This is a genomic window from Leifsonia sp. RAF41 (genome assembly GCF_052114085.1).
Taxonomy (GTDB): domain Bacteria; phylum Actinomycetota; class Actinomycetes; order Actinomycetales; family Microbacteriaceae; genus Leifsonia.
This window is the reverse complement of sequence record NZ_JBFREB010000001.1, coordinates 591,142-604,664: the sequence shown is the minus strand read 5'-3', so window position 1 is coordinate 604,664 and position 13,523 is coordinate 591,142. Positions and strand designations below refer to the sequence as shown.

Here is a 13,523-nt window from a genome sequence, read left to right as displayed (position 1 = left end):
TCCAGGCTAGCTGGCACGGCGGACACCGCTGCACACCCGCTGCTGGACGGCGGGATCAGACCCGTGCGGCGAGACGGTCGCGGATCTCGGCGGCGATCTCTTCCACCGGTCGCGACGCGTCGACCACGAGGAATCGATCGGGTTCGTCGTCCGCGAGGCGGAGGTAGGCGGAGCGGACGCGGGCGTGGAAGTCGGAACGCTCCGCTTCCAGCCGGTCGTAGCGCGTCCGCGACGTGTCGAGGCGCGCACGGGCGGCCTCCTCGTCGAGGTCGAGCAGGATGGTGAGGTCGGGGACCAGCCCCTCGGCCGCCCAGAGCGAGAGGTCGCGGATCTGCTCCGCGTCCAGCACCCGCCCCGCGCCCTGGTAGGCGACGGAGGAGTCGATGTAGCGGTCCTGGACCACGACCTCCCCGCGCGCCAGCGCTGGACGGACGACCGTCGCGATGTGGTGGGCGCGGTCGGCGGCGTAGAGGAGCGCTTCGGCGCGGGGAGCGATGTCGCCGCGGTGGTGGAGCACGATCTCACGGATTTCGACGCCTGCGGCCGTGCCACCGGGTTCGCGAGTGCGGACGACGGTCCGGCCCTGCTCGGTCAGCCACCCCTCGAGGAGGGCGGCCTGGGTCGACTTGCCCACGCCGTCCCCACCCTCGAGAGTGATGAAGAGGCCGCCGCTCACTCGGCGGGCTTCTTCGCGGCGGTGGACCGCGGGGTAGCGGGTCGCTTCGCTGCAGGCTTCTTGGCTGCCGGCTTCTTGGCCGCGGTCGTCTTGGCGGCGGTCGTCTTGGCGGCTGTCGTCTTGGCGGCGGTCGTCTTTGCCGTGCTTGTCTTGGCGGTCCCTGCCGCCTTGCGCGCCGGCTTCTTGGCCGGCCCCTTCGCCCGCTTGTCGGCGAGCAGCTGGACCGCTCGATCGAAGTCGACCTCGTCGACGGTCTCGCCGCGCGGGATCGTGGCGTTGGTCTCGCCGTCGGTCACGTACGCGCCGAAGCGCCCGTCCTTGATCCGGATGGGCTTACCGCTGACCGGGTCCGCGTCGAACTCTTTCAGCGCGCTCGATGCACGGCGGTTGCCGTACTTGGGCTGCGCGTACAGTTCGAGCGCCCCCGCGAGATCGACGTCGAAGATGTCGTCCTCACTGGGGAGGGAGCGGGTGTCGCTGCCCTTCTTGAGGTACGGGCCGTAACGGCCGTTCTGCGCCTGGATCTCGTCGCCGCTCTCCGGGTCGACACCGACGATGCGGGGAAGGTCGAGGAGCTTGAGCGCGGTCTCGAGATCTATGGCCGCGAGGTCCATCGACTTGAAGAGGGACGCGGTGCGCGGCTTCTCGGCAGCGGCCTTCTTCGTCTTCTTCGGGGCCTCGGCGACCTCACCCGTGTTCGGGTCGACGGCAGAATCGTCGTCCGGGTCCGCCTCTGTGACGTACGGACCGAAGCGTCCGTCTTTGGCGAGCACCTGCTTGCCGTTCGCGGGGTTGGTCCCGAGCACACGGTCGGTCTGCACGGGGGCGTCGATCAGCTCGCGTGCTTTGGCGGGGGTCAGTTCGTCGGGGGCCAGTTCCGGCGGGATGTTCACCCGTCGTGGGGTCGCATCCGGGGCCGCGTCCGGCTCGCCGACCTCGAGATACGGGCCGTACTTGCCGATGCGGAGCGTGATGCCGTCGTCGATGGTGATCGAGTTGATGCTGCGCGCATCGATCTCGCCCATGTTGTCGATGACGCGACGGAGTCCCTTGTGCTTGCCGCTACCGAAGTAGAAGCTGTTGAGCCAGTCGACCCGCTCGGCTTCGCCGTCGGCGATGCGGTCGAGGTCGTCCTCCATCTCGGCGGTGAAGTCGTACTGCACGAGGTCGCCGAAGTAGTCCTCGAGCAAGCGGACCACGGAGAACGCAACCCAGCTGGGGACCAGAGCCTGGCCGCGCTGGGTGACGTACCCGCGGTCGATGATCGTCGAGATGATGCTCGCGAAGGTCGAGGGCCGCCCGATGCCCAGCTCTTCCAGCGACTTGACGAGGCTCGCCTCGGTGTAGCGGGGCGGCGGGGTGGTCTCGTGGCCGTCGGCCGCGACCTCTTCGACGTGGAGCGGCTGCTTCTCGGTGAGTGGCGGGAGCTTCGCGTCGGCCGAGTCGGAGGTGTTGCGCTCCTCGTCCTTGCTCTCTTCGTAGGCGTTGAGGAAGCCGCGGAAGGTGATGACCGTGCCGCTCGCGGTGAACTCGGCGAGTGTTCCGTTCAGCGGACCGTCGGTGACCCGCGCTTCGACGGTCACGGAAGCGGTCTGCCCCTTGGCGTCGGCCATCTGCGAGGCGACGGTGCGCTTCCAGATCAGTTCGTACAGGCGCATCTCCTGGCCGCGGAGCGACCGCTCGAGCTCCGCCGGGGTGCGGAAGGTCTCGCCGGACGGCCGAATGGCCTCGTGCGCCTCCTGTGCGTTCTTGCTCTTGGAAACGTAGGTGCGTGGCTTGTCGGGCACCGTCTCGGGGCCGTAGAGCTTGGCGGCCTGTGCACGGGCAGCATTCGTCGCCTGCTGCGACAGCGACGCGGAGTCGGTGCGCATATAGGTGATGTAGCCGTTCTCGTAGAGCGACTGGGCCACGCTCATCGTCTGACGCGCGGAGAAGCGGAGCTTGCGGGCAGCTTCCTGCTGCAGCGTCGACGTCGTGAACGGCGCAGCAGGTCGCCGGGAGTAGGGCTTCGAGTCGACCTTGGAGACGGCGATGGCCGTGCTGGGCTGACGGATCGCTTCCGCCAAAGCTGTCGCCGACGCTTCGTCGAGCGTCCTGGCGTCCGAGGTGAGCTGTCCGTGGTCGTCGAAGTCGCGGCCCGTAGCGACGCGGAGGCCATCGAGGCGCGCGAGACGGGCGTCGAATGCGTTGGCGTCTTCCGGTGCGAGTCGCGCGGTCAGCCCCCAGTATGAGGCGGGGACGAAGGCCAGTCGCTCGCGCTCACGGTCGACGACGAGCCGCGTCGCAGCCGATTGGACGCGTCCCGCGGACAGTCCCGGACCCACCTTGCGCCAGAGAACGGGCGACACCTCGTAGCCGTAGAGGCGGTCGAGAATGCGCCGCGTCTCCTGAGCGTCGACCAGTGCGGTGTCGATCTCGCGGGTGTTGTCGCGTGCTTTCTCGATGGCTTCGCGGGTGATCTCGTGGAACACCATCCGCTTCACGGGCACCTTCGGCTTCAGCACCTCGACGAGGTGCCAGGCGATCGCCTCGCCTTCGCGGTCCTCATCCGTCGCGAGCAGGAGTTCGTCGGCGTTCTTGAGCGCGCGCTTCAGATCGGCGACCGTCTTCTTCTTCTGGTCGGAGACGACGTAGTAGGGCTCGAACTCGTTCTCGACGTCGACGGAGAACTTGCCCAGCGACCCCTTCTTGAGCTCCGGGGGGAGATTCTTCGGCTCGATGAGGTCGCGGATGTGGCCGACCGAGGCCATGACCTCGTAACCGTCGCCCAGATACTGGGCGATCGACTTGACCTTGTTCGGAGACTCGACAATCACGAGCTTCTTCGTGTCAGGCACCTGACTCCTCTTAATATGCAGACGCTGTGTCGTCCACAGCTGACCATGTCGTCCACGACTGGACGGACGTGGCGTGCTCCCCCTGCGGCGACGCCCCACACCCCGCGTGGTCCGTCGTCCGACAGGCAAACCATACACACCTTCGCCGCTTGTCCGCCTAATCGGGTTCGCGACGTTCGCCCTCGGCGCAGCCGCCCAGCGAGCGGCGGACCACGCCGAGCGAGCCCGCAGCCCTTTCCCGCCGTGCCCCGCAGGAGGACAATGACAACATGGCAACGACAATGATGTACACCGCCAAACTGATCGACGGCCCTCTCGAAGGAAAGACGATCTCGACCGGTTTCCTCGATTCCGGCGACGCCCGCCCTCGCCTCCAGATTTCCGCATCCGTCGGCTCGAAGCACTATCTCTATGTCCGCGCTTCGGGCGACGAACGGGAGTACGCCTCGGACGACGGTCGAGGCGACCGGCCGACCGCGGTCTCGTATCGCTTCCTGGAGACCGTCTTCGACTGAGCCGATGCCGGCTCACCCGCCCTCGGGAGGTCCGGCTCGCGCCGATGCGGACGCGCTCAGGCCCAGATAAGGGGTCGAAGCGGTGACCGTTACGATCAGGCCCGCCTGGCTGCAGGTGACGAGGCGGGCGCTGTTGGCGCGCGCGACGACCTCTGCTGCCTCGCACGGCACTCCGTCGGCGCGCCCGGTCGCGACATCCGCAGCAGCGAGCGCTGCCAGATCGGCTGCCGCTGCAGCCCGCGCATGTGCCGCGCCCGCACCCACGACCGAGATCGCGCCACCTCCGACGGCAACCACGGTGCACACGATGCTCAACGCGAGCACGGAACCCGACCCTCGGTCATCCCTCCAGCGGACGTTCACCCGCCCCTTCACTTGCGGACCCCTTCGTCGAGTGCGCATGCGCGGGCACTGAGCCGGATGCTCAGGCGACTGAGCACCGTGTCGTCTGCCGCCGCCATCGATACGCATAACACTTTCCCTTCTCGTTCTATCGCCGTGATCGCTCCGCCCTGTACGCCCGCGGCTGGGTCGTCGCCACGGCCGGCGAGCCGCGCGGCGACCGCGGCGCTTCCGGCCAGGCCCGCGTATTGAGCCATCCCCTGCACCACTCCGACACACAATGCGAGACAGGCGAGCACGCTCGGGACCGCGATTGCGAACTCGGCGGTGACGCTCCCCCGGTCACCCTCCGGAGAGCGCACGGTGCACCAGGTCGGACAGGATCGCCTTCACCTCGTCACCCTTCAGGAGGGCGACGAGTACACCGGCGAACCCCACCGCGGCCAGAATGGTGATCGCGTATTCCGCGGTCGCCGCTCCGCGATCTCCGCTGACGCGTCGACTCGCTCTGCGCAGTAGTCCGATCATGTGAGACATCGGATCTCCCTTCTTACCCGTCTGGGTTTCCTCGGCTGTGGTGGTTCCACTGAGTCCATCCTTCGGCGCGCTGCCATCCCCTCGGGCGCAATCGCGACATCCGTGGAAACCTCATCGCAACCCGGCCGTTGTGGACGACAACAGGGACAACACGAGCGGAGCGACGGCCAGCAGGAGAAAGCTCGGCAGCACGCAGACTCCCAGCGGCAGCATCAGCCGGACACCGAGTGTCGCCGCTGCGCGCCGCGCATCGGCCCGGGAAGATCGCCGCTGCTGGCGCGCCGAGGCCGTCAGCAGGTCGACCGCCGGTGCGCCGGCGGACTCGGCCACTCGCAGGATGCGCCGGGCGCCGGTGTGATCCTGCGGTCGCAGTCCGACGGCACGGATCGCGCGATTCGCCGCGTCGACCGATGCCTCGGCCGACGCCCCGCCGGCCAGAGAAAGGGCGACCAGTTCCTCTCCCAGTCCCGGGATCGGCCGACGCGCGAGCGCCTGCCGGAGAAGCGCCCGCATCCACCACCGGCCGGCGAGCATCAGGGCGACGCCCGCCACCAGAACCGTCCCTCCGGCCGGAGTCGCCGCGGTGCCGACGACATCGGCCCCGATGGCCAGCGCGAGCACCACCCCGGCCGCAGGCAGCCAGGCGACGAGTCGCGCGGTCGCCCGCGGCCCGCTCAGCGCAACCTCCCCCTCGCGTTCCGCCTCGGCGACGTCTCGCACGGTCTCCGCCACCACGCGGAGCGTATGCCCCAGCGGTGCGCCCGCGTCTTCGGCCACCTGCCAGGCGGCGGCGACCGCGCGCACATCGTCCGATCGCGCCGCATCCCGAAGTCCGCGGGCGCACGATGGCTGAGCCGCCAGCGATGCGACAACGTGCGCCGCCACCGGATGGCCGCCGTGCTCAGCCACCGCGGCCCAGGCCGACCGCGGCGTGAGCCCTGCGTCGAGGAGCACGGCGAGCGACTCGGCCAGCGCGGCGACGGCGTCGGCCTCGGCGCCGGGAACGCGCCGTTTCATTCCGGTTCCTCGGGGAGGCCTCCGAGCCGGCGGATCGCGAGTCGCCCGTCCGCATCTAACCGGAACCGCCCGAACCCGCCCAGCCGACGCAGACCGCCGGAGCGCTCGAGGTGCACGACCAGTCCGATGGCACTCACCGCCTGCCGTGCCAGCGCACGATCGTCCAGCCCTGCGAGCGCTCCCAGCGCCTCCAGCCGAGCCGGCACATCGTCGAGGGAGTTGGCGTGCAGGGTGCCCGCGCCCCCGTCGTGGCCGGTATTGAGCGCCGCCAGCAGGTCGCGCACCTCCTCACCTCGGCACTCCCCCAGCACCAACCGATCGGGTCGCATGCGCAGCGCTTCGCGGACGAGCCGACGGAGGTCGACACCCCCTGCGCCTTCCAGGTTCGGCTGGCGCGTCTCCAGGCCGACGACATGGGGGTGCGGGATGCGGAGCTCGGCCACATCTTCGATGACGACGATGCGCTCGTCCGGCGGCGCGTTGGCGAGAACCGCTGCGAGCAGTGTCGTCTTCCCTGCCCCGCCGGCGCCGGTGATGAGAAGGTTCGACCGGGCCTTCACCGCCCGAAGCAGACGATCGCGGTCGCTCGTTCGCATCCCGCCCGCCGCGACCAGTTCGTCGAGCTGTGGCTGCGAACGCGGCGGCACGCGGATGGAGAGCAGCGCACCGCCCGTGGAGACCGGCGGAAGCACCGCATGAACGCGCACGCCTCCGCGGAGCCGGACATCGACGAACGGGGTGGACTCGTCGATATGCCGCCCACCGGCCGAGATCAGACGCACCGCGAGTTCGCGCGCGCTGCGCTCGTCAGCACTCCACCCCTCCTCTCGTCGCAGCCCATGTGGGGGCCCGTCACTCCACAGCTCCCCCGCTCCTGTCACGAACAGATCGGTGACTCCGGGGCGAAGCAGATATGGGGCGAGCGGCCCGAACGTGCGCCAGAGGCCGGGCTCTCGGGTGGAGGAAGAAGGTGCGTCGATCGTCATATGGCGACACTAGAAACTCGGCCGCACGCACGAGCGCAGACCGTGAAGACCGTGGAGAACCGAAGCGACTCCGGAGCTGTGGACGACGCCGTCTACAGCGCGAAACGCGCCAACCAGCGGTTAAACAAAGGGGGGCCGCACCTATTGGGGGGAACAGGTGCGGCCACTGCGGCGCAGGATTGGGGGGAATCGATTGCGCCGCACGCACGAATTTACATTCGGCCGGGGACTAGTTTACGCAGAATCGATGCAAACGCAAGTCTTCTGCGGCCACCTCCCTGGCAGGTTGTAGAGTCAGGCATTGTCGCGCCACGACCCGTATCGACCGCATCGCGAAGGAGCGAAAAGCCTCCCTATGAGCAACACAATCGACAACCTGCTCCACGAAGCCCGCCGGTTCCCGCCGAGCGAAGAGTTCGCGGCGAACGCCATCGCGAACAGCGACCTGTACGAGCGCGCAGCCGCCGACCGTCTGGGATTCTGGGCCGACCAGGCTCGAGAGCTCCTGCACTGGCACACGCCTTTCACCCGGACTCTGGACTGGAGTGAGCCGCCCTTCGCCAAGTGGTTCGACGACGGCGAGCTCAACATCGCCTACAACTGCCTCGACCGCCATGTGCTGGCGGGAAACGGCGATCGGGTCGCGATCCACTGGGAGGGCGAGCCCGGAGACGCCCGCACCATCACGTACGCCGAGCTCACGACTGAGGTCAAGAAAGCGGCCAATCTGTTGACCAGCCTGGGCATCCGGGCGGGCGATCGTGTCGCGATCTACCTTCCGATGATCCCGGAGGCCGTGGTCGCGATGCTGGCCGTGGCACGCATCGGCGCCGTTCACTCCGTCGTCTTCGGCGGCTTCAGCGCCGAGAGCCTCCGCTCGCGCATCGACGACGCGGAAGCGAAACTCGTCATCACCGCGGACGGCGGCTGGCGCAAGGGCCGTGTCTTCCCGCTCAAGGACGCTGTGGATGCGGCGCTCAGCGGCGAGGCCACCTCTGTCGAGCACGTCCTCGTGGTGAAGCGCGGCGAGAACGAGGTGGGCTGGACCGAGGGACGCGACCTGTGGTGGCACGACGAACTGGCTCAGGTCGACGCTGACCACGTGGCCAAGGCGTTCCCCGCCGAGCAGCCGCTGTTCATCCTGTACACCTCGGGCACGACAGGGAAGCCGAAGGGCATCCTGCACACGTCGGGCGGCTACCTCACGCAGTCCGCTTTCACGCACAAGAACGTGTTCGATCTGCACCCGGAGACGGACGTCTACTGGTGCAGTGCCGACGTCGGCTGGATCACCGGTCACACGTACGTCGTCTACGGCCCGCTCGCCAACGGCGCCACCCAGGTGATGTACGAGGGCACGCCGGAGACGCCGCATCCCGGACGCTGGTGGGAGATCATCGAGAAGTACAAGGTCTCGATCTTCTACACCGCACCGACCGCGATCCGCTCCTTCATGAAGCTCGGCCGTCAGCACCCGCAGCAGTTCGACCTGTCCAGCCTGCGCGTGCTCGGCTCGGTGGGTGAGCCGATCAATCCCGAGGCATGGATGTGGTACCGCGAGGTGATCGGCGGCGACACCACCCCGATCGTCGACACGTGGTGGCAGACCGAGACCGGAGCGATCATGATCTCCGCGCTGCCCGGCGTCACCACCTTGAAGCCGGGAAGCGCCCAGGTACCGCTGCCCGGCATCTCGGTCGACATCCTCGACGAGGCAGGGACGCCGGTCGGCAAGGACCAGGGCGGTCTGCTGGTCGTCACGGAGCCGTGGCCGAGCATGCTGCGCGGCATCTGGGGCGACCCGGAGCGTTTCAAGGAGACCTACTGGTCGAAGTTCGGCGACAAGTACTTCGCCGGCGACGGGGCCCGCTACGACTCCGACACCGAGATCTGGCTGATGGGCCGCGTCGACGACGTGATGAACGTGTCCGGACATCGACTCTCAACGGCCGAGATCGAGTCTGCGCTGGTGGCGCATCCCTTCACGGCCGAGGCCGCGGTGGTCGGCGCGAGCGATGAGACGACCGGTCAGGCCGTGGTGGCGTTCGTCATCATCAAGCAGAACCAGCTCGAGCAGGCGGGAGCGATGGATGTCGCCGCTGAGCTGCGTAAGCATGTCACCCAGCAGATCGGCGCGATCGCCCGGCCGCGCGACATCTTCATCGTGTCCGAACTGCCCAAGACCCGCTCGGGCAAGATCATGCGGCGCCTACTGCGCGATGTGGCCGAGGGCCGAGAGGTCGGCGACACCACCACGCTGGCCGACACGTCGGTGATGAACTCCATCCAGGCGAAGCTCACCTGACGAGCGGTGGGGACGACGAAGGGGCGGTGCCGATCGGCACCGCCCCTTCGCTGTTCGTCGAGAGTCGCGGGTCGTCAGTCGACCGCGAGGATGAGTTCGACCTCGACGGGCGAATCGAGCGGCAGTACCGCGACGCCCACGGCCGAGCGCGCGTGCACACCGGCGTCGCCGAAGATCTCGCCGAGGACCTCGGACGCGCCGTTGATGACGCCCGGCTGACCGGTGAACGCGGGATCGGAGGCGACGAAGCCGACGACCTTGACGACCCGACGCACCCGGTCGAGGGATCCTAGGACGCTCTTCGCCGCCGCCAGGGCGTTGAGAGCGCAGATGCGCGCGTACTCCTTGGCATCGGTGGAGGCCACGAGTCCCGGCCCTTCGCCCACCTTGCCGGTCGCGGGCAGCACACCGGACACCATGGGAAGCTGCCCCGAGGTGTACACGTGGTCGCCATCGAGGACGGCGGGAGTGTAGGCGGCGACCGGCGGGACGACCTGGGGCAGCTCGATGCCGAGCTGGGCCAGACGCGCTTCGACGTCCGCCATCAGGCCTGCTCCCCATCCAGCACGGGTCGCTTCAGGTAGGCCACGAGGCCGCCCTCCGGCCCGGTCACCACCTGCACCAGCTCCCAGCCGTCGGACCCCCAATTGTTCAGGATCGCGGCGGTGTTGTGGATCATCAGCGGGGTGGTCAGGTATTCCCAGCGCGGCATCGTACTCCTCGGTTCGGGGGATTTCGCAGGTTCATCACCTACTCTGATCCTATGTCTGCGCAAAAACCACAGGCTAGAGGTGTGCTCGGTGCCACTGGTGCCTTCATCGGCATGAGCGTCGTGGCCGGTCTTCTGGTCACCGCCGCCGTCACCCCCGCGATCGCGGTCACAGGGATGGCCGCGAACAACAGCATCGGCGTTTTCGAGGGACTCCCGGAGTACCTGAACGTCGATCAGCTCGCTCAGCCGACCACCATCTATGCGAAGAACGGCGACCAGGACGTCCCTCTGGCCACGTTCTACTCCCAGAACCGACTGCCTGTCGGCTTCAACCAGATCTCGCAGGCCGCGAAGGATGCGGCGATCGCGGGTGAAGATCCGCGCTTCTACAGCCATGGCGGGATCGACGTCCAGGGCACCGTCCGCGGTGTGCTGTCCACGGTCGGCGGTGGCGGTGTTCAGGGTGGTTCCTCCATCACCCAGCAGTACGTCAAGAACGTGCTCCTGCAGAAGTGCGAGGCGCTCCCGGTCAAGACCAAGGAGCAGAAGACCAAGTACCAGCAGTGCGTGGATGACTCCACCGGCGTCTCCCCGGACCGCAAGGTCAAGGAGATGAAGTACGCGATCGGCATCGAGAAGAAGTACACCAAGGACCAGATCCTGGTCGGGTACCTCAACATCGCCGGTTTCGGCGGCTCCGTGTACGGCATCGAGGCCGCGGCGAAGTACTACTACAACACGACAGCGGCGGCACTGACGCCGGCGCAGGCGGCGAGCCTGATCGCGATCGTGAACGAGCCGACGAGCCTGAAGGTCGACGACCCCGCGTCGAAGACCAACGGCGCGGCCGACGGGTACGCCAAGAACAAAGAACGCCGGGACTACATCCTCGGCAAGATGTACCAGTACAAGAAGCTGACCAAGACGCAGTACCAGGAGGCGGTGAAGACGCCGATCCAGCCGGCGATCACCCCGTCCGTCCGCGGCTGCCAGACCGCCGGCGGCTCCGCCTACTTCTGCGACTACGTGCAAAAGATCATCCTCAACGACCCGAGCTTCGGCGCCGACGAGGACACCCGCGCATCCAACTTCAACCGCGGCGGTTACAAGGTGTTCACGTCTCTCGACCTCCAGCTCCAGCAGGTGGCCGAAGAGACGATCGCGTCGTACGTGCCGCCGTCGTACAACCGCGCCGACATCGGCGGCGTGCTCACCGGTGTGCAGCCAGGCACCGGACGCGTGCTCTACATGGCGCAGAACAAGAAGTACAGCCAAGACCCGGACGTGCTGAACACCAGCACCGACTACTCCTCCGTCAACCTCGCCACCGATCAGAAGTACGGCGGCTCCGGCGGCTTCCAGGTCGGCTCGACCTACAAGGTGTTCACCCTCGCCGAATGGCTCAAGCAGGGCCACTCGCTCAGCGAATCCGTCAACGCGAACATCCGCACCTACAAGACGTTCAAGGACTCCTGCACGGGCGGATGGAACGGCACCTACACGCCGCAGAACGACTCCCCCGGCGAAACCGGCATCCGAAATGCGCAGAGCGCGACGACGCAGTCGATCAACACGGCGTTCATCTCCATGGCGAGCCAGCTCGACCTCTGCGACATCAAGAAGGATGCGGAGGCGTTCGGCGTCCACACCGCCAAGGGGGAACCGCTCGACACGAACCCCGCAGCCGTGCTCGGCACGAACTACATCGCGCCGCTCACCATGGCGACGGCCTTCGCCGGCATCGCCAACAACGGCCTGACCTGCACGCCGATCGCCATCGACAAGATCCTGGACGCGACCGGTAAAGATGTGAAGCCGCCGGCCACCGCCTGCAGCCAGTCGGTCGACCCCGCCGTGGCCCACACCATGGCGAAGGCGCTCATGGGCCCGCTCCAGGGCGGTGGAACCGCGTCCGGTATGAACCGCACCGGCAAGGACATGCTCGGAAAGACGGGAACCACCGAGTACAACGACCAGCTGTGGCTGGTCGCCGCGACCACCAAGGTCGCCGGAGCGTATTGGGTGGGCAACATCCAGGGTCACGTCGACTTCCGTAGGGTGTACCCGACGCACGGCACAAGCCCCGCCAGCGCCCGAACGGCCGTGATGCGCACCATGATGTCCGCTGCGGTCGGCAAGTACGGCGGCGACGACTTCCCGGCACCGCCGGACAAGCTGACCCGCGGGGTCCAGGTCGCCATTCCGGATCTCACTGGCAAGTCGCCCGACGAGGCGAAGTCCATTCTTACGGGTCTGGGTCTCGACTCGGCTGACGGCGGTCCGCAGGACTCGGTCGTGCCAGCAGGCGCCGTCTCGGCCACCGACCCGGCCCCCGGTACCCAGGTCAGCAAGGGCACCGTGGTGACCCTCTTCACCAGTAACGGTTCGCTCGTCGCTGTTCCCAACGTCGTCGGGCAGAAGTACTCCGACGCGCTTGCGGCGCTGACCGCCGCCGGCTTCAAGGTGAAGACAACTGGTGGCAACAGCCCGACCGCGATCGTGCAAGCTCAGGATCCGGCCGGCAATGCACCGGCCAAGCCGGGAACCCAGGTAACCCTGGCTCTGGCTGAAGCCAGCGCTCCGCCGACACCGGGCGCCAAGGGCTAGTGGCGCGCACGGCCTTGCGTCCGGCGGCGTCCGCCCTGGCCTTCGTGGCCGCGGCGGGCACCGCCGCGTTCGCGTACGGTTCCCTGGTCGAGCGTCGTGCCTACACGCTCCGCGAGGTGAGTGTTCCCGTTCTGCCGGCCGGCGCCCAGCCCATCCGGGTGCTCCACCTGTCGGATCTGCACATGGCCCCGTGGCAGCGGGACAAGCAGGAGTGGATCCGATCGCTGGCCCGGCTGAAGCCGGACCTGATCGTCGAGACGGGGGACGTGCTGGGCCACGCCCGGGGCCTCGAGGGTGTCCGCGCCGCTTACGAGGGCTTCCAGGGGATTCCGGGCGTCTTCGTGCACGGGTCGAACGACTACTTCGGTCCTCAGGTCAAGAACCCGCTCAAGTACTTCCTCGGCCCGTCGAAGAAGAAGGGCCCCACGGCAGCCCGGCTCGACACGGCCGCCCTCACGGCGTTCTTCCGCGACCTCGGCTGGACCGATCTCGACAACCGCGCGGCCGGTCTCGAGGTGCGCGGCACCCACCTCGAATTCTTCGGAGTCGACGACCCGCACATCCGCTTCGACCGGGTCGAGTCGATCCCTGGCGCGCTGGATGAACTCCGCGAGAACGACCCGTTCTCAGAGGACAACACCTGGCCGGACGCCGGTCCGAGCCGACAGCGGCAGGCCGTCACGATCGGGGTCACCCACTCCCCCTATCGCCGGGTCCTGGACGCGTTCGTGACCTACGGCGCCTCGATGATCTTCGCGGGCCACACGCACGGGGGCCAGGTCTGCGTGCCCGGCTTCGGTGCCCTCGTGACGAACTGCGACATCCCTCGCGCCCAGGTGAAAGGCTTGAACGTCTGGCGCCACGCCTTCCGTTCGGCCTACCTGAACGTGTCGGCCGGCCTGGGCACGTCGATCTTCGCGCCGGTACGGTTCGCGTGCCGTCCGGAGGCGTCGCTCGTGACGCTGACTGCCGCGTCCTAGCAGCCTGCT

12 protein-coding genes are annotated in these 13,523 nt (G+C 67.9%); 4 read left to right on the top strand and 8 right to left on the bottom strand.

Annotated features, from left to right (window positions below; genetic code table 11):
* Positions 1 to 55: 55 nt before the first annotated feature.
* Positions 56 to 676 carry a dTMP kinase gene (gene tmk, locus AB4Y74_RS02895; RefSeq protein ID WP_441797615.1) on the bottom strand — a complete coding sequence of 207 codons (621 nt, stop codon included), beginning with the start codon at positions 674 to 676 and terminating at the stop codon, positions 56 to 58.
* Positions 673 to 3,513 carry a type I DNA topoisomerase gene (gene topA, locus AB4Y74_RS02890; RefSeq protein WP_441797614.1) on the bottom strand — a complete coding sequence of 947 codons (2,841 nt, stop codon included), beginning with the start codon at positions 3,511 to 3,513 and terminating at the stop codon, positions 673 to 675. The genes tmk and topA overlap by 4 nt, the downstream gene beginning before the upstream one ends.
* A gap of 269 nt (positions 3,514 to 3,782) precedes the next feature.
* Here topA and AB4Y74_RS02885 point away from each other — a divergent pair, with 269 nt between their 5' ends.
* Positions 3,783 to 4,028: a hypothetical protein gene (locus tag AB4Y74_RS02885; RefSeq protein WP_441797613.1), complete on the top strand. Its 246-nt coding sequence runs from the start codon at positions 3,783 to 3,785 to the stop codon at positions 4,026 to 4,028.
* Positions 4,029 to 4,040: 12 nt separating this feature from the next.
* On the opposite strand, the gene AB4Y74_RS02880 is transcribed toward AB4Y74_RS02885, so the two are convergent.
* The 4 genes from AB4Y74_RS02880 to AB4Y74_RS02865 all read right to left on the bottom strand — a co-directional run bounded on the left by AB4Y74_RS02880 (position 4,041) and on the right by AB4Y74_RS02865 (position 6,910).
* Entirely contained in the window at positions 4,041 to 4,430 is a 390-nt protein-coding gene (locus AB4Y74_RS02880) for an Rv3654c family TadE-like protein (protein ID WP_441797612.1), read from the bottom strand.
* Positions 4,431 to 4,712: 282 nt separating this feature from the next.
* Entirely contained in the window at positions 4,713 to 4,907 is a 195-nt protein-coding gene (locus AB4Y74_RS02875) for a DUF4244 domain-containing protein (RefSeq protein WP_441797611.1), read from the bottom strand.
* 111 nt (positions 4,908 to 5,018) lie between these two features.
* Complete coding sequence (locus tag AB4Y74_RS02870; protein ID WP_441797610.1) at positions 5,019 to 5,924, bottom strand: type II secretion system F family protein; 906 nt, start codon at positions 5,922 to 5,924, stop codon at positions 5,019 to 5,021.
* Positions 5,921 to 6,910, bottom strand: a complete 990-nt coding sequence (locus AB4Y74_RS02865; RefSeq protein WP_441797609.1) for a TadA family conjugal transfer-associated ATPase — start codon at positions 6,908 to 6,910, stop codon at positions 5,921 to 5,923. The genes AB4Y74_RS02870 and AB4Y74_RS02865 overlap by 4 nt, the downstream gene beginning before the upstream one ends.
* Positions 6,911 to 7,265: 355 nt before the next feature.
* On the opposite strand from AB4Y74_RS02865, the gene acs reads away from it, so the two are divergent.
* Entirely contained in the window at positions 7,266 to 9,215 is a 1,950-nt protein-coding gene (gene acs, locus AB4Y74_RS02860) for an acetate--CoA ligase (protein WP_441797608.1), read from the top strand.
* A gap of 74 nt (positions 9,216 to 9,289) precedes the next feature.
* Here the strand turns inward: acs and AB4Y74_RS02855 are convergent, their stop codons facing one another.
* Entirely contained in the window at positions 9,290 to 9,760 is a 471-nt protein-coding gene (locus AB4Y74_RS02855) for a RidA family protein (protein WP_441797607.1), read from the bottom strand.
* A complete protein-coding gene (locus AB4Y74_RS02850) occupies positions 9,760 to 9,927 on the bottom strand; it encodes a hypothetical protein (protein ID WP_441797606.1) in 168 nt (55 codons plus the stop codon). Before AB4Y74_RS02850 ends, AB4Y74_RS02855 begins: the two co-directional genes overlap by 1 nt.
* An 81-nt stretch (positions 9,928 to 10,008) precedes the next feature.
* On the opposite strand from AB4Y74_RS02850, the gene AB4Y74_RS02845 reads away from it, so the two are divergent.
* Positions 10,009 to 12,534, top strand: coding sequence for a transglycosylase domain-containing protein (locus AB4Y74_RS02845; RefSeq protein ID WP_441797605.1), 2,526 nt, complete (start codon positions 10,009 to 10,011; stop codon positions 12,532 to 12,534).
* Positions 12,534 to 13,514 (top strand): metallophosphoesterase, encoded by a 981-nt coding sequence (locus AB4Y74_RS02840; protein ID WP_441797604.1) that lies wholly within the window; start codon positions 12,534 to 12,536, stop codon positions 13,512 to 13,514. The genes AB4Y74_RS02845 and AB4Y74_RS02840 overlap by 1 nt, the downstream gene beginning before the upstream one ends.
* Positions 13,515 to 13,523 lie beyond the last annotated feature (9 nt).

Bases quoted from the DNA above. Each gene is read 5' to 3' on its own strand.
- AB4Y74_RS02880 (WP_441797612.1), bottom strand. From the start codon at position 4,430: ATGCGCACTCGACGAAGGGGTCCGCAAGTGAAGGGGCGGGTGAACGTC.
- AB4Y74_RS02885 (WP_441797613.1), top strand. From the start codon at position 3,783: ATGGCAACGACAATGATGTACACCGCCAAACTGATCGACGGCCCTCTC.
- acs (WP_441797608.1), top strand. From the start codon at position 7,266: ATGAGCAACACAATCGACAACCTGCTCCACGAAGCCCGCCGGTTCCCG.
- AB4Y74_RS02850 (WP_441797606.1), bottom strand. From the start codon at position 9,927: ATGCCGCGCTGGGAATACCTGACCACCCCGCTGATGATCCACAACACC.
- AB4Y74_RS02865 (WP_441797609.1), bottom strand. From the start codon at position 6,910: ATGACGATCGACGCACCTTCTTCCTCCACCCGAGAGCCCGGCCTCTGG.
- AB4Y74_RS02855 (WP_441797607.1), bottom strand. From the start codon at position 9,760: ATGGCGGACGTCGAAGCGCGTCTGGCCCAGCTCGGCATCGAGCTGCCC.
- AB4Y74_RS02870 (WP_441797610.1), bottom strand. From the start codon at position 5,924: ATGAAACGGCGCGTTCCCGGCGCCGAGGCCGACGCCGTCGCCGCGCTG.
- AB4Y74_RS02875 (WP_441797611.1), bottom strand. From the start codon at position 4,907: ATGTCTCACATGATCGGACTACTGCGCAGAGCGAGTCGACGCGTCAGC.